Here is a 19,006-nt window from a genome sequence, read left to right as displayed (position 1 = left end):
CATACTTTGAATCTTTTTTGTAAATTGTACCACTAATTACATGAAATCAATGTCTCTAAGTCCATTTACAAAAGAACAATTACTGCCTCAGGAAGAAAAACTGGAAATAGCTAAACACAAAGGCCAGCTTTTTATCGGAATTCCAAAAGAGAATAGTTACCAAGAAAGACGCATCTGCCTTACACCTGATGCCGTGAATTCCCTTACCTATCAAGGACATAGAGTAATGATAGAATCCGGAGCCGGAGTAAGTTCCAGCTATAGTGACAAAGAATACAGTGAAGCTGGTGCGGAAATAACACAGGATACTAAAAAAGTTTTTAGCTGTCCGATGATTTTAAAAGTGGAACCGCCAACAATTGCTGAAATTGAAATGATACAGCCTAAAACAATTATTTTATCTGCCATTCAATTAAAAACCAGAAAAAAATCATATTTCGAAGCTTTATCCCGAAAAAAAATAACAGCCCTTGCTTTTGAATATCTAAAAGACGGCGAAAGCTCCTACCCTGCCGTAAAATCATTAAGCGAAATAGCAGGAACCGCATCCATACTGATTGCTGCGGAATTAATGACTACAGATGAGTTTGGAAAAGGCTTACTATTTGGCAACATTACTGGTGTTGCGCCTACAGAGGTTGTAATAATCGGAGCTGGTACCGCCGGAGAATTTGCTGCCAAAACCGCCATCGGACTTGGAGCCAGCGTAAAAGTTTTTGACAATTCAATAACCAAACTGCGCCGATTACAGAACAACCTGCATCAGCGCATTTTTACATCTACAATTCAGCAGAAATCATTACTTAAAGCACTCAGACGCTGCGATGTTGCGATCGGTGCCATGCGCGGATTGGAACGCTGTCCGGTAGTAGTAACAGAAACAATGGTCGAGCACATGAAAAAAGGTGCCGTAATTGTTGATATCAGCATCGACACAGGAGGCTGTTTTGAAACATCTGAAGTGACCACTCACGAAAAACCAACATATATAAAACACAATGTACTGCATTATTGCGTGCCTAATATTCCTTCCCGTTATTCTAAAACAGCATCGCTTTCCATAAGCAATATCATCACACCTTATCTTTTACAGATTGCCGATGACGGTGGTATCGAAAGCGCCATCCGATGTAATTCAGGGTTAAAAAACGGTGTTTACTTATATCACGGAATTCTCACCAACAAAGCAATTGGCGACTGGTTTGATTTACCGGATAACGACATTAATTTAATTGTTTTTTAAACAAACTTTCCCATACCTTTGCGGAAATTAAAATATAAGATGAGCATAAGCTTCAATAGGCTGTTAATGCCAAAAGTAACTATGCAAATTTCATATAACCAATAAAAAACAATAAATATTATATATGAATTTCATACATCGTTTTGCATACTATTTAGTAGGTTTAATTATGGGATTATTTGTGGTCGCTGCAATTTTCAGCGGAAAAGATACCCGCTGCAATTATTTCCCAAACGCCAGGGTTTTAAATGATCTGAGAAACAAACCTTTTCACTATTCTGATAAAGCCTCACTCATTTTATCTCAAAAATGGATTGACACCACCGATATCAAAAACACATTAAAACTTGGAGACGTTGATTTTGACAAAAGCAATATTCCATTCAAAAAAGGAAAACTCTACGTCATAGAAGGCAAAACAAGAAAAAATCAGCAGATTATAATTAAAGTGATTAATTACGAAAACAAAGCGGTTCTCGAAGACATCACTAAAAAATAAGATCACAAACTCTTCTCACGAGGAGCTTTTTTATTGGTCTCAAATAGAGTTTAAAACTATGCACTTTCAGTGCATCTCGCTTTAGCTTCTAAAAAAAATTTACCACAGATTACAGATAAAAAATGATTTTAAAATCTGTGAATCTGTGGCAAAATTTCATCAATTTTCGCAATCCAACCTTGCAGACTTTCAGTCTGCCTAACCAAATCTATGACTTTCAGTCCATAGTGGTTTAGTTTTTTTTTGAGAAAAAAAAAGAACAATATTATTGACACTAAAAAAACCATAATTCAATTAGATGAATTATGGTTTTTCTATAATAACGCAATATTACGATTTGATGTAATTTTATCTTTGTGCTAAATAAGCCAAAACATTTTTCTCAATTCTTTCATTAATACTTGAAATATCAGCTTTTACAAATTTTTCACCGATAATATTTTCATACAATTCAATGTATCTATCTGAAACGGTTTCGATATACTCATCAGTCATATCAGGAATCTGCTGTCCTTCCTGTCCTTGAAATCCATTTTGAATTAACCAGCGTCTCACAAACTCTTTGGACAATTGTTTTTGTTCTTCACCATTTTTCTGTCTTTCCTCATATCCTTCAGAATAAAAATAACGGGAAGAATCCGGAGTATGAATTTCGTCAATCAATACAATCACACCTTCTTTAGTTTTTCCAAATTCATATTTGGTATCAACCAAAATCAAACCACGGCTTGCAGCGATTTCAGTCCCTCTTTGAAACAAAGCACGGGTATATTTTTCTAAAACTAAATAATCTTCTTCCGTAACGATTCCTTTAGCCAAAATATCTTCACGTGAAATATCTTCATCATGAGAACCATTATCTGCTTTAGTAGTCGGAGTTATAATCGGTTCTGGAAATTTATCATTTTCTTTCAGTCCTTCTGCCATTGTTACACCGCAGATTTGTCTTTTGCCTAGAGCGTACTCGCGTGCAGCATGACCTGAAACATAACCTCGAATCACCATTTCTACTTTGAAAGGCTCACATAGATGACCAACAGCTACACTTGGATCCGGCGTTGCAATTAACCAGTTTGGTACAATATCCTGAGTCAATTCCATGAATTTGGTAGCAATCTGATTTAGAATCTGGCCTTTGTAAGGAATTCCTTTTGGCAGAACAACATCAAATGCCGAAAGCCTGTCAGTAGCTATCATTACTAGTAAATCGTCATTGATATTATAAACTTCTCTTACTTTTCCGCGGTAAACTGATTTCTGATTCGGAAAATTAAAATCGGTAGTGGTAATTGTATTGCTCATTAGTAGTGTGTTGTTATTTTTTAGTATGCAAATTTAAAACTAATTAATAGAGAACGCAAGGAAAACCAAAAGTTCTATTTATAGATCAAAAATAAATTCTATGCATTTATTTCTTTAAACTTGGTACCAATATTTTCTAAATTTAAAGACAAATATCTGGCCACTCCGTCTTCATTATTGGTAGAAATCACTTTTAAATGCGGTAATTTATTTTTTAAACTCTGTGGTGCATTCCCCATAATTAAACCGATTCCCGCGGCGTCTAACATTTTTTCATCATTAAAACCATCCCCAAAAGAAACAGCCTCTGCAAAAGTATAGCCTTCTTTCTCCAGAATCCTGCTAATGGCAGCACTTTTGTCTACTGATTTATCCATAAATTCCAAACAGATAGGCAGACTAAAAGCATGACTAAATTCATCTGAATGGGTTTCAAGAATTTTCTCTTTTAAATCTACTAATTTTTGATGATCTTCGTGCGTGAAAAAAATTTTTATTGCATTAAAATCTTCCAGCTCTGCAAAATTAACCACTTGAGGAGGATATGCTAAATCTTTTTGAAAAGCATTTAATTTTTTATTCGTTTTAGAAGTCTGCCAGACAGTTTCCCTAAACAAAACAGTTGTAATTTCGGGGTCAATGTCCAGTGCTAAAACTGATTTTACCGAATCCCCATTCATATCAAGAGAATACAATAATTCTTTTTGAGGCGAATGAATTCTGGCTCCGTTTGATGTTACTAAATAAATTGGAAAATCCAAACTGTCGATGATTGCCATCGCATCAATATGATGGCGCCCAGTGGCAACAATAATTAAATAATTCTGCTTGTGCAGTTCTTGAAAAACAGATTTAGTATACGCTGATATTGTGTGATCTGAGTTGAGTAATGTTCCGTCTAAATCGCTTATTACTACTTTAATTTTTTGTTTTGGCATTTTAATTCAATTTCATTTTAACCGCTGCAAAATTATTGCTTTTCAATAACATACCAAAAAAGTTAGTTTTATATAAAATTCATTTAACTTAATTATATACATCTGTTAACTTTAAAAACAAGATACATTCTTTCCTATATAGAAAAGGAGAAACTCAATTGCGGGCTTCTCCTTTAAATTTTAATTATCTTGTTTTAATTTTAATAATCATTATTTTCGATTTGTTTATAAGCATCAATTACTTTTTTAACCAATCGATGACGTACAATATCCTTATCATCAAGGTAAATAATACCAATACCGTCAATATCTTTTAAAACCAGTAAAGCTTCCTTGAGTCCGGAAATTGTTCGGCGCGGTAAATCTACCTGCCCAGGGTCACCGGTAATCATAAACTTAGCATTTTTACCCATACGCGTCAAAAACATTTTCATCTGCGAATGTGTTGTATTTTGTGCTTCATCCAGAATTACAAAAGCATGATCCAGAGTTCGTCCGCGCATGAAAGCCAAAGGTGCAATTTGAATAATTCCCTTTAAAATATAATCTTCTAATTTTTCGTTGGGAAGCATATCCCGCAGTGCATCATACAAAGGCTGCATGTAAGGGTCCAGTTTTTCTTTCATATCACCAGGAAGAAATCCTAGATTTTCTCCAGCTTCTACAGCAGGTCTGGTCAGAATAATACGCTTGACCTGTTTTTCCTTTAATGCTTTTACAGCCATGGCAACACCTGTATAGGTCTTTCCGGTACCAGCAGGACCAACGGCAAAAACCATATCATTTTTTTCCATGGTATCCACCAGCAGCTGCTGATTGGGAGTCATCGGTTTAATGATTTTTCCGCCTACGCCATGAACCAAAATTTTGTCATGTCCCAAAGCTTTTCTGTCATCCTGATCGTCACTTTGAATAACTCTTTCTATTACATTATCATCTATGGTATTGTATCGTGTAAAATGCAGCATCAGACGCTGAAACCGCTTTTCAAATTCGTCTAAAACATCTTTGTCTCCAAATGCTTTAAGAGTAGTGCCTCTTGCGACAATTTTCAATTTTGGATAATATTTCTTAATTGACTCTAGGTGTGAGTCTTGAGTACCCCAAAAATCTTTTGGAGCAATGTCGATTAGCTCGATGATTCTTTCGTTCAAAATAAGAAGTTTTTAAGTTAAATAATTGAGTTAAATCAATTTCAATATTTACGCTGTAACACTTCTATTACAGTTTTTAATTTCTAAATCGGTAAATAACACTAAAAAACATCTTTTTCTGGAATTTGGGTAATTCCAGTTCTAATTATACGTTAGCTTTTAATTTTTTCAACATTTCTTCATTCAATAGATCAGAAGGCTTAATTGATAAAATTTCACAAAGATTATTATTAAGAAGTAATTCAATATCAGTCTCATTAAATACTTGCTTTTTGTCTTTTTTAACTTTAATTTTTTTGTCTAAATTATCTGACTCAGCCGTTTTTTTATCCGAAATATTTTCTTGACCAAATGAATTAATTGTAGTAAATAAAAGAAATAAAATAAAAATAAACTTTGACATAGATTTTGTTTTAATTCAAATAAAATTGTGTTTAAATAAAGTATAAAATACTTTAGCTTTGCATTTTTCAAATTTAAGAAAAAATAAGTTTCGGTCGCTTCAAAACTCAATAGTTATAAACAATTTTATGTCAATAATTACCCTTACCACTGATTACGGCTTAAAAGACCACTTTGTCGGTGCGCTGAAAGGGAAGATATTATCTGAGTATTCTGACGCCGTAATTATTGACATTTCTCATTACATCGATCCATTTAACACTGTTGAAGCCAGTTATGTTATTTCGGCCTCTTATGACAGTTTTCCAAAAGGCACTGTTCATATTATTGGAGTCGATTCAGAAGCCAACAATGAAAATCAGCATATTGTTATGCAGTGGGACGATCATTTCTTTATTGCATCCGATAATGGAATCTTAAGCATGCTTTCGCAAAAGATCATTCCGCAGAAAATTGCCGCCATTACCGTTCATGACCGTCTGCATAATGAAGCAACCGATCTTGATGTTTTTGTAAAAACAGCCTGCCATATTGCCAAAGGCGGAGCTCTAAGTGCAATTGGCAAAGAAATCACTAGTCTAAAACAAGTAACCGATTTGCAGGTGATTCTCTCCGAAGATGGAAACCAGCTAAAAGGAAACGTAATTTATATAGATCATTTTGGCAATGTGGTGACCAATATTTCTAAAAAGCAGTTTTTAGAATGTTCCAAAGGAAGAGCTTATGAAATTGCCTTCAGGAACCAAACCATCAAAAACATTTTGCCGTATTATTCAGCGATTGCAAATTCGGATAAATATCCTGTAAAGTATTACGAAGGCCAAAAATTAGCCATTTTTAACGAAGCCGGTTTTCTCGAAATTGCCATTTTCAGAAGCAATCCGCTGACAGTGGGGTCTGCGAGTACATTATTAGGCCTTAATTACAGGGATGTGGTTTCGATACAGTTTAAGAATTGAGTTTTAAGATTTTAGAGAAAAGAGTATAGAATATAGATTTTTGAAAGAAGATTAAAAATATCATTTGAAAAAGAAAAAAGAATACAAAAAAACTGCATTCACTAGTAAAAAACGAGTAATATATCAGGCAGTTATTAAATCATAAATCGTTAATCAGCGATCTAAAATCAAAAATCAAATGTTTGTACGAATTGTAAAACTGAGTTTTCACGAGGAAAATATTCCTGCATTTTTGGAAAACTTTGAATTAATGAAAGACCAGATTCGAAATGCTCCCGGAAATCGTTTCCTCGAACTGTATCAGGACAAAGAAAACAAAAGTATTTTCTTTACCTATAGTTATTGGGAAACAGAAGCAGATTTGGAAAACTATCGAAATTCAGAGCTTTTCAATAAAGTTTGGACATTTACGAAAAAATTATTCAATGCAAAACCTGAGGCTTGGAGTGCCGATAAATTAGTAAGCCTGCCGTAACCAGTATACAGATTTTAGATTTCTGTTTCCAGGCTGCAGATTTCAGATTAAAAAACTTAGTATATTTGCGCCTCTTTGTGGCAAATAAACGATTAAACAATAAACGAATTAACATAAAAAATGAAGTCAATCGTATTTCGCGAAATAAAATCCTTCTTTGGTTCACCAATCGGGTATTTAGTAATCGCCTTGTTCTTAATTGGAAACGGCTTATTCCTTTGGGTCTTTGAAAGTGATTATAACATCCTGAACAGCGGTTTTGCCGATTTAACTCCTTTTTTTACTTTGGCACCCTGGATTTTAATTTTCCTGATTCCAGCAGTAACCATGCGCAGTTTTTCGGATGAAAAAAAGCAGGGTACATTAGAATTACTACTCACAAAACCTATCAGCGTTTGGGAAATTGTAAACGGAAAATTCTTGGGAGCATTTTTGCTGATAATAATGGCTATCATCCCAACTTTTATCTATGTTGAAGTAATTTATAATTTGGGGTCGCCCGAAGGAAATATTGACATGGGAAGCACTTTGGGCTCTTATTTTGGTCTGCTGTTTTTAATTGGTGCTTATTCCGCAATCGGAATTTTTACTTCCTCAATATCAGAAAACCAAATTGTATCCTTTATAATAGCCGTTTTTATGTGTTTCTTGTTCTATTTTGGGTTTCAAAGCTTAGCTTCTGTTTTTCCAGATTTCTCTTCATTTATATCTTATTTCGGAATGCAGGATCATTACAAAAGTATGAGCCGGGGCGTTATAGATACTCGAGATGTAATTTATTTCATTAGTATTGCCGTTTTATACCTTTCGTTCACAGTGTTTAATTTAAAATCTATTAAATCCTAATGAAAGCTTTCAATATAAAAAATGCCAAATCATTATTGATCACTATTGCGGCAGTATTCATATTAAACATTATAAGTAATTTCTTTTTTCATCGTTTTGATTTAACGCAGGATCATAGATATACGCTGTCACCAACCACTTTAAAAATCATCAAAGATGTAAAAGCTCCTTTGTCTATAAAAGTATATCTGCAAGGTGAATTACCAGCTGAATTCAAACGTTTACAGCTGGAATCCAAACAGCTTTTGGAAGAATTTCAAGCCTATAATTCTAACATTATTGTCGAATTTGTAGATCCATTGGAGAACAAAGACGAGAGCATGGATAAAATTAAGGAGCTGTATCGAAAAGGATTGACACCAATAAATATCACTGTAGACGACAAAGGAAAACAATCCCAGTCAATGGTTTTTCCATGGGCAATTGCCGTTTATAATAATAAGGAAGTCAATATTCCATTGCTGAAAAACATTATGGGAGCCACTACTACTCAAAAAGTGATTGGATCTGTACAGCATCTTGAATATTCTATTTCGGACGGAATCAATAAAATCTCGAAAGACAAACAAAAGAAAGTCGCTATCATCAAAGGAAACGGTGAACTTCAGGAACGTCATATTGCCAAATTCCTGATGCAGGTACGCGAAAGCTATTTCATTGGTCCGTTTACTTTGGATTCAGTTGCCAAAAATCCGGAAGGAACACTAAAATCACTGCAAAATTATGATCTGGCTGTCATTGCCAAACCAACGGAAGCTTTTACCGATGAAGAAAAATTGGTTTTGGATCAATTTATTATTCACGGAGGAAAAACCCTTTGGCTCGTAGAACAAGTTAATGCCGAAATGGACAGCTTGTACAATCCAACTGGAGCAACATTAGCATTCCCGAAAGACCTGAATCTTAATGATATGTTTTTCAAATACGGCGTACGCATCAATCCAGATTTGGTAAAAGATGAACAGGGAAGCCCGATAAAACTGGCGTCCGGAGAGCAGGGAAGCGCAACGCAATATCAGGATTTCATCTGGAAATTTGCTCCTCAGGTATATCCTGCAAGCAAGCACCCGATTGTAAAGAATCTGGGGGGCATCAAATTTGATTTTGCTAATGCGATGGATACTTTAAAAAACGGTATTAAGAAAACTGTTTTACTGCAGTCGTCCGCTTATTCAAAAAGGATAGGAACTCCTGTGCCAATCAGTCTGAATATGGTTTCTGAGCAGACTTCAACCTCTGACTACCTAAATAAAGGAAATATTCCTATGGCAGTTTTACTGGAAGGAAATTTTCATTCGATGTTTGAAAACCGTGTATTACCTTTTGAAGAAAAATCTTTTGTTACCAAAGCAAAAGAAAGCAAAATGATTGTGGTTTCGGACGGCGACATTATAAAAAATCAATTAGACAAAACAGGACAGCCTGTAGAATTAGGTTATGACCAGCGATCTGGTAATTTGTACGACAACAAAGATTTTATGATGAATTGTGTGAATTATCTGCTGGATGACACCGGACTTATTAACATTCGAAGCAAAGATGTTGACCTGCCTTTGTTGGACAAAGAAAAAGTGTATGAAAACTATACCTTTACCCAGTTCCTAACTATCGGGCTTCCAATCTTAATTTTACTTCTGTTTGGTCTCGGATTTACGTTCCTAAGAAAAAGAAAATACAGTAAATAGATGTTAATAAAAAATTTGGAATACTCGAATAGTTTACAATATATTTGTAAAGCCTATTCTTAATTTTAATTCAGAAAAAGCACACCATTAAAAACAAAACAATACAGATGAAATTTATAGTATCGAGTTCGTACTTATTAAAACAATTACAAGTTTTAGGTAGCGTTATCAACAGTAACAATACTTTGCCAATTTTGGATAACTTTTTATTTGAATTAAATAATAACGAATTAACTGTTTCGGCATCCGATTTGGAAACTACCATGTCCGCCACATTGTCGATCGACTCCAAAAGTAAAGGAAGTGTTGCAGTACCTGCAAAATTATTATTGGAAATCCTTAAAACTTTTCCTGAACAGCCCTTAACTTTCACAGTAGAAGAAAACAGTACTATAGAAATCAGTTCTAACTCTGGAAAATATGCCTTGGCGTATGCACCAGGGGAAGAATTCCCAAAATCTGTAAACTTAGAAGATCCGTCTGTAACGCTTGTTCCTGCTGATGTTTTGGCAACAGCGGTAAGCAAAACCATCTTCGCAGCTGGAAATGACGATTTGCGTCCGGTAATGTCTGGAGTATTTTTCCAGTTTTCTCCAGAAGGTTTGATTTTTGTAGCAACAGATGCTCATAAATTGGTAAAATACGCACGTTCTGATGTAAAAGCATCGCAAGTGGCTGAGTTTATCATGCCAAAGAAACCATTAAACATTTTAAAAAGTATCCTAAGCACATCGGATGCTGAAGTAAAAATAGAATACAACGATTCGAATGCTACTTTCTCTTTCGACAACTACATTTTATTATGTCGTTTAATCGATGGAAAATACCCGAATTATGAAGCGGTTATCCCAAAAGAAAACCCAAACAGATTAATGATGGACCGTTCCCAATTTTTGAGTTCGGTACGTCGTGTTGCTATTTTCTCTAATAAAACAACACACCAGATTCGTTTGAAAGTTGCCGGAGCCGAACTGAATATTTCTGCCGAAGATATTGACTACTCCAACAAAGCAGAAGAAAGATTAACTTGTGATTATCAAGGTGACGATATGCAGATAGGTTTCAACTCCCGTTTCTTAACAGAAATGCTGAACAACCTGCAATCAGACATGATCATGCTTGAAATGTCATTACCAAACAGAGCCGGAATCCTTACTCCTATTGATGGACTGGAAGAAGGCGAAACCGTAACAATGCTTGTAATGCCAGTAATGCTAAACAGCTAGTTACCTCTAAAATACGAAACTAACCAAAACCATTTTTATATTTGAAAAGCCAAAATTCCTAACCAGAATTTTGGTTTTTTGCTTTTAGTCATGGTCATTGCGAGGCACGAAGCAATCGCAACGCATATCCACATTCCAAATGACTGGCTTCACATGCTAATCTGATGAGGCTGCTTCGTTCCTTGCAATGGCTTTGCGACTGAAAAACCGGCAGGAAAAACTAAATAACCCCCATCTTCTGCATTAAAAAAGTGGCGCTTTTGTTTTGACAGATGCCGTCACGGAGTTTATAATCAAAATGGAGTTCATTGCTGCTAATTTCGACTTCAAAACATTTATTAGTTAAAATATCAGGATACTCATTTGTGGTCAAGCAGACTTCTATGTCGTGTGTTGCGATGGCTCCGATTGCTTTTTTAGCAATTACTTTTTTGACCACTTCAATGGTTCCGTTTCGTTTATCATCGGAATTGGTGCCACGCAGAATTTCGTCCAGAAGGACAAAAGCAGGACTTAACTCCAACTCATCCATAATCTGCTTTAAACGCTTAATTTCAGCGAAGAAATAGGATTCGCTGTCGGACAATGAATCTGAAAGACGCATCGAAACTAAAACTGGCATCGGATGCACATTAGCTTCACGTGCGCAGACAGGCGACCCCATCCCTGCAAGCACCATATTGATTCCCAGACTGCGCAGGAAAGTACTTTTACCAGACATATTGGAACCCGTCAAAATCATAAACGACTGCGGATAAAACTGTACATCGTTACCTTTCCTAGTAGCTGGATTCAATAAAGGGTGACTCAAATTTGTGAAATCAATTTTATGATCGTTATTTAATACTGGGTATGCAAAATCGGGATTGTTATAAGAGAGATTAGCCAGACTGTTCAGCATTTCGAACTCCCCTATCACTTCCAGCCATCCCTCAATGACTGCTGCATGCTGTTTTTTCCAAACGATCAGCGATCTCAACACATGAAGATTGAAAAGAAATGTTCCGTTGAACAATAAAGCCGTTACAAAATTCCCAATGGTATCCATATTAGAAAATAATTCGGATAATTTCTTAAGGTGCACGCTTGCTTTCTGATTCTGGAAGTATAATTTTTGCTGTAAAGCAATTAATTTTTCGGACTGAAAGTTTTCATTTTCTATCTTTTGAACCAGTAAACTGTACTGTTTTACTATGACATCAATATTTTCAGCATTGGCAATTTCAATAGTTATTCTTTTGTAAAACCGGCCTAAAAATGACATGTTTAATACAAAGAAAAAAGTCAGATACGACAGGAATACTGGATTGGAAGTAAAAAAATATCCCAGCAGATTACTAAAAAAACCTATTGGAAACAGAAAAGATAAAAGCGTATCCGTTTTTGATAAAGAAGAACTTTCAAATCGGCTCCACTCCAGTAATGCTGAGTAAACTGACTGACTGTCCTTCCCTGCTTTGGCAAAAGCCAAAAACTCCTGACGCCACTCTAATTTTTCTTTTAACTCCTGAACAGCTTTATGATTCTGGATTATTTCACTGTTTGGCAAAAGCGTCAATAATTGTCTCGCTAATGTCTTCTTGCCGATATAAGTTGCGGTTCTGTTTAGGTTTTGGAACAAAGAATGCGCTCCAAATATATCCAGATCATAGGCATACGGATGGTGAAAATCATTGAATTCGGCACCATTTTCAAAAGGGATTGCTTTTCGTTCCAAATAGGCGGTTTCATTTTCGTTAATTTCCACCAGCGCTGTTTTTATCTTTTTTTGAAAAGACAGCTTTGAATGAATCCGCATCAAAATAATAAAACCAGCGAATAGTATAACTGCCATCATGACAAATACTATTTCACTGGTTTTTATGTAATAAAATAAGCTTCCTAAGAAAAGCAGAATACTGATAAGTCTAAAAAAACTTATGCTGTTGTACTTGCTGTTAATTTCCTTTAAATCCTCTGAATGGCTTTGACTATTGGTTTTATAAATTTCCATTGTTTGTTTTAATGATACACAAATGTAGGGAATCAGAAATTCAATGGCAATGGCAGATTTCAAATATCAACAGCAATGACAATGGCAGATTTTAAATTTTCAAATGTTAATGGAAGCCTCTATCGAAATGAAACTTAAATCTGAAATCTAAGATTACAGCTCCTCTTCGTGCAGAGCCAATACCGGCACTACAGAAGTGTTGGACATTTTTTGGGTCAGACTTGGATTGAACAGCTCAGAAAAGAAATTTCGTTTATGGGTGATCATGGCTAAGATATCGATGTTTTTGTGGGATACAAAATCGATAATCGTTTCTTTGACCAAATCACTGTTTACGACTGTAAACGTAATAGGTTCATTTAAGAATTCGGTTTCCCATTCCTTTATTGTTGTGTCCAAAACATCAGATTTGCTGGTTTTGACATACAGACATTTCACTTCGGCATTGGTTTTTTTGGCGATTTTGAGAACTTGCCGCAGCGGCGCTTTGTCTTTGTCTCTAAATCGGGTGGTGAAACCAATGGCTTTGACTTTGTCATATTGCGCTTCAACTGGTATGCTTAGGACCGGTACATCAACGGTTGTAAGCACTGCGCCTGTATTGGATCCTACAAAAAATGATTCCCAGCCTGATGCACCTGAAGTACCCATTACCACAAAATCGACTTTTTCTTCTTTGACAACTTTTTTGATTGCATAAATCAAGTCGCCGTCCATAAGTCTATGGCTTAGTTTTATATTTTCTAAGCCATTTTTCTTGGCCAGTTCCCGAAGTTTGGGAATTTCATTCTTGAACATATCAAATTGTGCCAACTGCAGAGAATCAAATACTGTGTAGTAATTCTCAGGCACAAACTGACTGTCAACTATTGGCAGTTCAAAAGTGTGCAAAAGCAGGAGTTCACCATTTACAATTTTTGCAAATTCCAATGCGTGAATAAAAGCATTATTGGCAACTTCTGAAAAATCGGTGGGCAATAAAATCTTTTTCATTTGTTTATGAATTATAGTTTACTTTTTTTTTAGGAACAATTCTGTTATTTCTATGACTGGCTGTTATTATGCTAAAATTGTTGTTTGCAGACGCCGCGTGAGGGATAGAAGCTGGCTGCCAAAGCAGCGCGGAAAGCCCGACGCAGCTGAGGAAAGGGGCGAATAAACGCTGCTATACTTTAGCCCCTTTGCTCAGCTGGGTCACGCCCAAATAATCATGATTCAGTACTTTTAATGAACGGATAAGAACGGAATATTGATATGAAAGGCCAGCTTTCCAGACAGGCTTACCTGAAAAAGCTTTTCAAAAAATCCTCTATGCCGTACATGGATTGCTGCCATATTTATAGCATTTTGATCGATATACTTGAAAATTGCTCCTTCGATATCATTCTCTATAACAGAATGAAAACTAATGTCTGCATCTCTGAAAATATTCTTGAAATCGGCCTCAAAATCATTGTCCTGAACGGTATGCGGTGTTTTTATGCTGAGACAGTCGATGTGTGCCCGAAATACATTGGCCAGCGCCGCTACTTTTTTCAGAGGCTCAATATCGTCCAGAAGATACCTTGTATTGAATAAAATTTTGGTTATCGGGGTATAAGTGCATTTCTCAGGAATGACCAAAACGGCCGTACTGCATTCGTTCATTATCCGGGTGGCTACTGTACCCAAAAAGACTTCACGCAAGTGGGTAACTCCCTTAGTTCCCATAACGATAAAGTCTATTGGCTCTTCTTTGGAAATCTTCGCGACTTCGTCCACCAGATAGCCCTGAATAAGTACATTGCTTATTTTGATGTGTTCCAAATCATGGGTTTGGGCAATGTTCCGCAGTACAGGCACTTCATCTTTGTAATTTTCGAAATCGCTCAATTCTTCATACTGATAGATTTCATGCAGATAGACTGAAACGTCCAGATAAGCCGGTGAATTCAATTCGTAAACATGAAGCGTAATAATCTCGGCATCTATAGCATCGGCGAGCTTTAGCGCATATATAAAAGCATTTTTTGAAGCTTCTGAAAAATCTGTTGGGAACAATATTTTTTTCATTTTACAGATAATTTACTGATTACCAATAACTAGTATAAATTTACAAAATTTCATACAGATAAAGTATGATAATTATCAATTTGATTTACATAATTTAAAGGCTGGGATATGTTTATTGTTTGTGGTTTATGGTTTGACTTTTAAATTTTCAATGCCTCCGGCTAATCACTAATTTGTTTACTTTTGCATAAATTTTTTGTTATGATCCAAAACGATTCTATAGTTGCCTTAGCCACTCCTTCGGGAGCTGGTGCCATTGCCATAATCCGTATTTCGGGCGAAAATGCCATAGCTATAGGCCATTCGGTTTTTAGATCCATAAAAAACAAAGATCTGACACAGCAAAAATCCCACACACTTCATTTGGGACATATTATTGACGGACAAAAAACACTGGACGAAGTTTTAGTGTCTGTATTCAAAGGACCTAACTCTTATACGGGCGAAAATACCATTGAAATTTCGTGTCATGGTTCAACTTATATTCAGCAGCAAATTATTCAGCTGCTGCTTCGAAAAGGCTGCCGAATGGCCGATGCGGGTGAATTTACATTAAGAGCATTTTTGAATGGGAAATTAGATTTATCTCAAGCTGAAGCTGTAGCGGATTTAATTTCGTCAGATAACGAAGCTTCACATCAGATTGCGATGCAGCAAATGCGCGGTGGTTTTTCTAATGAAATTGCTAAACTGCGCGAAGAATTATTAAATTTTGCTTCTTTAATCGAACTGGAATTGGACTTTGCCGAAGAAGATGTTGAATTTGCCGACAGAACGCAATTTCATGAATTATTGAACCGAATAGAATTTGTACTTAAGCGTTTGATTGATTCGTTTGCCGTTGGTAACGTTATCAAAAACGGCATTCCTGTTGCTATTGTAGGCGAACCCAATGTGGGGAAATCTACACTGCTGAATGCTTTATTAAATGAAGAACGCGCTATTGTTTCGGAAATTGCAGGGACTACACGCGATACTATCGAGGACGAGTTGGTGATTGGCGGCATCGGCTTTCGATTTATAGATACCGCCGGAATACGTGAAACCGCCGATGTGGTGGAAAGCATCGGAATCAAAAAAACTTTTGAGAAAATTGATCAGGCGCAGGTTGTTTTGTATTTAGCTGATGGCCGTCAGCTGTCAGTGAATGAAAAACTGGATAACTTACTTATTGAAATCAACAAAACACAAAATCTGTATCCGCAAAAGCCTATTTTGGTTATCATTAATAAAAAAGACTTACTTTCTAAAGAAATGACAGAAGTAATCGAAGCAAAACTAGCAACCAATAACCAGCAGCCAAAAACCATTTACATTTCTGCTAAAGAACGAATTGGCGTTGATGACTTAAAGAATGAACTGCTTTCTTTTGTTAACACCGGAGCACTTCGGAATAACGAAACAATTGTCACTAATACACGCCATTATGATTCGCTGCTAAAAGCCCTTGACGAAATTCAGAAAGTGAAATTCGGGCTGGAAAGTAATCTTTCCAGTGACCTTATGGCCCTTGACATTAAAGAAGCGCTGTACCAATTTGGGATGATTACGGGTCAGGTTACTAATGATGAATTACTGGGGAATATTTTTGCTAATTTCTGCATCGGAAAATAGGTTTTACAAAACATCCCAAACTAAAACAAAGAATCCCATTTAAAATACTATAAAACAGGATTTAGATTTCTGCTCATATCGTTTTATATGACTGTCGTTACTAATACCAAACAGATCGAATCAGCCTGCTAAGAAACTCCTGAGTTATAAAAGCCGTCTACTACCAACGGCATTCGCTTTTAAAAGTTTCTGACACGAATTATACCATTTAGAAATATAAAATAGTTTTTTTATTTATCCTCACCCCAACCCTCTCCAGAGGAGAGGGAGCCAAAATTGGAATATTTTATATTTCTAAATGGTATTACACTAATCTGCACGAATTAAGATTGCTATTTAATTACACAAAATATTCGAAACTGTAAAAAGCTGTAAAATTTGATTTCAATTTTGATAAGAATTAGTGTTAATTGGTGAAATTCATTTTTTTTAAATGCGAATGCCGTGGTCTACTACTCAATAATACTGATTTATTGCTAAACTACTTTTTCTTTCTTTATACATTCTTCATGCACTATCCATGCCTTTGGGTGGGCTTTACCCAGGAGTATGGTTAGGCAGACTGAAATTCTGCAACGCTGGACTGCGAAAATTGATTAAATTCTGCTACAGATTCACAGATTTAAAATCATTTTTTATCTGTGACTCTGTGGCAAAAACTTTTTTAGAAGCTAAAGCGGGATGCACTGAAAGTGCATCGTTTTAAACTCTATTTGAGACGAATGAAATTTAAACAGGCTCTTAAATTCTTATAATCATTCAGGACAATTAACGAGGTTTTTCTATAGGCAAAAAAAGCTATAATGATCTTTACAGCACTTATTGGCTGTTCCTGAACCCTATGCCTTTGATACTAAATACGATAGTAACACCTTTGCATTATAAATCCGCTTCTAGATGCATCGAAACTGATTTGTAAGGTTTGAAAAAATGTACCGAACATTTTAAACATCAACATTATACTAACAGAAATTATGGCTCAGCAAAAAGGCATTATTAAATTAAAAGGGACTATCGGGGATATTACTTTTTACAAAACTAAAGACGGACACATGGCTCGTGAAAAAGGAGGAATCGATGCAAAACGAATTGCAAATGATCCTGCTTTTCAGCGCACCCGTGAGAATGGTGCTGAATTTGGAAGAGCGGGAAAGGCTGGCAAAGTTTTGAGAACTTCCATACGATCCTTACTTTTAAATACTGCTGACAGCAGAATGGTCAGCCGACTGACGCAGTCTATGATCAAAGTAATTCAGGCTGACAGCACCAGTGAACGCGGGATGCGGAATATTATCGACGGAGAAGCGGAATTGTTAATTGGCTTCGAATTTAATATCAATGGAACATTAGGCACCAGTCTGTTTGCCCCGTATACCGCAGCAATTGACCGTGTCAGTGGTGCAATCACTGTTGATTTCGCTTCTTTTGTACCTGCCAATATGATAGCTGCTCCAGCTGGTACCACTCATTTTAAAATCATATCGGCAGGAACGGAAATAGATTTTGAAGCAGAAACATTTATTGAATCGCATTCGGAGACACTGCCACTGCCATGGGATACACAGCCTACATCAGCTATTTCTCATATTAATATGGTAACCCCTAATAGCGGAAAACCACTTTTTTTAGCCTTAGGAATGGAGTTTTACCAAGAAGTCAACGGCAAAATGTATTCCCTTAAAAATGGAACTTACAACCCATTGGCTCTGGCGGCCGTAAACGGTATATAAGATGGTTTTACTATTGACCAGAACGTATTTTCCAGGAGGTACAAATGGGAAACTTGTCTGCAATGGCAAAATAATCTGTTATACGATTGAATTGCCGTGGAAAGACAACGCAAGCCAGGTTTCCTGCATTCCAGAAGGGGAATATTTTGTATGTAAGCGATACAGCAGAAAATTCAGATGGCATTTAGAAATTATGGATGTTAACAATAGAAATTTAATTTTATTTCATCCCGCTAATGATGCCGTAAAAGAACTGAAGGGCTGTATTGCTCCAGTTACCCAACTTTCGGGTTCAGGAATTGGACTCCAATCCAGACCAGCTTTTCTAAAGCTTAAGAAATTGGTCTATCCAAAACTTGACGAAAAAGAGAGTGTTTTATTACTTGTTCAATCTTAAAAATACCTATTATGAGTATTCTAAAAAGAGCTACTGCTCCCACTCCAAAATTCTTTAAAGTTCTTCGCACTATCGGGCTTGTTCTCGCAACTGCTGGTGTCAGTGTTATTAATGCTCCAATAGCACTGCCACCTGCGCTGATTTCAATTGCCGGCTATCTGACAGCTGCCGGCACTGTATTATCTGCCGTCAGCCAATTGACTACTCACCCTAATTTCGAATCCTGATGCAAGCCAGTAACAGTCCATTGATGGGAACTATCAGTGGTACTTTTCTGAGTATGGTGCCCAATCTGCAGTCGGAAGATGTTTTGAAGACTGTTGTTCTAGCTATTATAGGAGCGGTTGTCAGTTTTGTCATTTCGATACTGCTCAAAAAGCTCGTTCGAAGGAAAAGGAAATGAAAAGAATTTTGAATTTTATAAGCCCATACCTAACGGTCTGGGCTTTTTCATTCAATACTTTTTTTTGCCACTGATTACACAAATTCCC

General features: G+C 36.2%; 19 protein-coding genes. 12 read left to right on the top strand and 7 right to left on the bottom strand.

Features of this window, described 5'->3' with window-relative positions; all coding sequences use genetic code 11:
• Positions 1-49: 49 nt before the first annotated feature.
• Both IRZ80_RS18460 and IRZ80_RS18455 read left to right on the top strand, forming a co-directional pair.
• Positions 50-1,243: an alanine dehydrogenase gene (locus tag IRZ80_RS18460; RefSeq protein WP_194643492.1), complete on the top strand. Its 1,194-nt coding sequence runs from the start codon at positions 50-52 to the stop codon at positions 1,241-1,243.
• A 124-nt stretch (positions 1,244-1,367) separates the two neighbouring features.
• Positions 1,368-1,742, top strand: a complete 375-nt coding sequence (locus IRZ80_RS18455) for a DUF4258 domain-containing protein (protein WP_194643426.1) — start codon at positions 1,368-1,370, stop codon at positions 1,740-1,742.
• A 348-nt stretch (positions 1,743-2,090) separates the two neighbouring features.
• Here the strand turns inward: IRZ80_RS18455 and IRZ80_RS18450 are convergent, their stop codons facing one another.
• The 4 genes from IRZ80_RS18450 to IRZ80_RS18435 all read right to left on the bottom strand — a co-directional run bounded on the left by IRZ80_RS18450 (position 2,091) and on the right by IRZ80_RS18435 (position 5,539).
• Entirely contained in the window at positions 2,091-3,044 is a 954-nt protein-coding gene (locus IRZ80_RS18450) for a phosphoribosylaminoimidazolesuccinocarboxamide synthase (RefSeq protein WP_194643424.1), read from the bottom strand.
• 98 nt (positions 3,045-3,142) lie between these two features.
• Positions 3,143-3,982 (bottom strand): Cof-type HAD-IIB family hydrolase, encoded by an 840-nt coding sequence (locus IRZ80_RS18445; RefSeq protein ID WP_194643422.1) that lies wholly within the window; start codon positions 3,980-3,982, stop codon positions 3,143-3,145.
• A 200-nt stretch (positions 3,983-4,182) separates the two neighbouring features.
• The gene (locus IRZ80_RS18440) at positions 4,183-5,136 is read right to left on the bottom strand and encodes a PhoH family protein (protein WP_194643420.1); all 954 of its coding nucleotides are present in this window, start codon (positions 5,134-5,136) and stop codon (positions 4,183-4,185) included.
• A 145-nt stretch (positions 5,137-5,281) separates the two neighbouring features.
• Positions 5,282-5,539: a hypothetical protein gene (locus tag IRZ80_RS18435; RefSeq protein WP_194643418.1), complete on the bottom strand. Its 258-nt coding sequence runs from the start codon at positions 5,537-5,539 to the stop codon at positions 5,282-5,284.
• A gap of 127 nt (positions 5,540-5,666) precedes the next feature.
• On the opposite strand from IRZ80_RS18435, the gene IRZ80_RS18430 reads away from it, so the two are divergent.
• The 5 genes from IRZ80_RS18430 (at position 5,667) to dnaN (ending at position 10,729) form a co-directional block, all read left to right on the top strand.
• Positions 5,667-6,497 carry an S-adenosyl-l-methionine hydroxide adenosyltransferase family protein gene (locus IRZ80_RS18430; RefSeq protein ID WP_194643416.1) on the top strand — a complete coding sequence of 277 codons (831 nt, stop codon included), beginning with the start codon at positions 5,667-5,669 and terminating at the stop codon, positions 6,495-6,497.
• Between the two features lie 178 nt (positions 6,498-6,675).
• Positions 6,676-6,972 (top strand): putative quinol monooxygenase, encoded by a 297-nt coding sequence (locus IRZ80_RS18425; RefSeq protein WP_194643414.1) that lies wholly within the window; start codon positions 6,676-6,678, stop codon positions 6,970-6,972.
• Positions 6,973-7,092: 120 nt separating this feature from the next.
• A complete protein-coding gene (gene gldF / locus IRZ80_RS18420; RefSeq protein WP_194643412.1) occupies positions 7,093-7,818 on the top strand; it encodes a gliding motility-associated ABC transporter permease subunit GldF in 726 nt (241 codons plus the stop codon).
• A complete protein-coding gene (gene gldG, locus IRZ80_RS18415; RefSeq protein ID WP_194643410.1) occupies positions 7,818-9,503 on the top strand; it encodes a gliding motility-associated ABC transporter substrate-binding protein GldG in 1,686 nt (561 codons plus the stop codon). Before gldF ends, gldG begins: the two co-directional genes overlap by 1 nt.
• A gap of 107 nt (positions 9,504-9,610) precedes the next feature.
• Positions 9,611-10,729, top strand: a complete 1,119-nt coding sequence (gene dnaN / locus IRZ80_RS18410; RefSeq protein ID WP_194643408.1) for a DNA polymerase III subunit beta — start codon at positions 9,611-9,613, stop codon at positions 10,727-10,729.
• Positions 10,730-10,949: 220 nt separating this feature from the next.
• Here dnaN and IRZ80_RS18405 read toward each other — a convergent pair whose 3' ends face one another.
• From IRZ80_RS18405 to IRZ80_RS18395, 3 genes are all read right to left on the bottom strand, one after another.
• Positions 10,950-12,722, bottom strand: coding sequence for a MutS-related protein (locus IRZ80_RS18405; protein ID WP_194643406.1), 1,773 nt, complete (start codon positions 12,720-12,722; stop codon positions 10,950-10,952).
• A 153-nt stretch (positions 12,723-12,875) separates the two neighbouring features.
• The gene (locus tag IRZ80_RS18400) at positions 12,876-13,715 is read right to left on the bottom strand and encodes a universal stress protein (RefSeq protein ID WP_194643404.1); all 840 of its coding nucleotides are present in this window, start codon (positions 13,713-13,715) and stop codon (positions 12,876-12,878) included.
• A gap of 231 nt (positions 13,716-13,946) precedes the next feature.
• Positions 13,947-14,774 carry a universal stress protein gene (locus IRZ80_RS18395; RefSeq protein ID WP_194643402.1) on the bottom strand — a complete coding sequence of 276 codons (828 nt, stop codon included), beginning with the start codon at positions 14,772-14,774 and terminating at the stop codon, positions 13,947-13,949.
• Positions 14,775-14,975: 201 nt separating this feature from the next.
• Between IRZ80_RS18395 and mnmE the strand changes: the two genes are divergently transcribed.
• The 5 genes from mnmE (at position 14,976) to IRZ80_RS18370 (ending at position 18,918) form a co-directional block, all read left to right on the top strand.
• Complete coding sequence (gene mnmE, locus IRZ80_RS18390) at positions 14,976-16,388, top strand: tRNA uridine-5-carboxymethylaminomethyl(34) synthesis GTPase MnmE (RefSeq protein ID WP_194643400.1); 1,413 nt, start codon at positions 14,976-14,978, stop codon at positions 16,386-16,388.
• Between the two features lie 974 nt (positions 16,389-17,362).
• Entirely contained in the window at positions 17,363-18,118 is a 756-nt protein-coding gene (locus IRZ80_RS18385; protein ID WP_194643398.1) for a hypothetical protein, read from the top strand.
• A gap of 1 nt (position 18,119) precedes the next feature.
• Entirely contained in the window at positions 18,120-18,515 is a 396-nt protein-coding gene (locus IRZ80_RS18380; protein WP_194643396.1) for a DUF5675 family protein, read from the top strand.
• A gap of 11 nt (positions 18,516-18,526) precedes the next feature.
• On the top strand, positions 18,527-18,742 hold the full coding sequence (locus IRZ80_RS18375; RefSeq protein ID WP_194643394.1) for a hypothetical protein: 216 nt from the start codon (positions 18,527-18,529) through the stop codon (positions 18,740-18,742).
• Positions 18,742-18,918, top strand: a complete 177-nt coding sequence (locus IRZ80_RS18370) for a hypothetical protein (protein ID WP_194643392.1) — start codon at positions 18,742-18,744, stop codon at positions 18,916-18,918. Before IRZ80_RS18375 ends, IRZ80_RS18370 begins: the two co-directional genes overlap by 1 nt.
• Positions 18,919-19,006: the final 88 nt, after the last annotated feature.

Source organism: Flavobacterium sp. HJJ, assembly GCF_015351475.1.
In the GTDB taxonomy this organism is placed as follows: Bacteria; Bacteroidota; Bacteroidia; order Flavobacteriales; family Flavobacteriaceae; genus Flavobacterium; species Flavobacterium marginilacus.
This window is presented reverse-complemented; position numbering and strand designations above follow the sequence as displayed.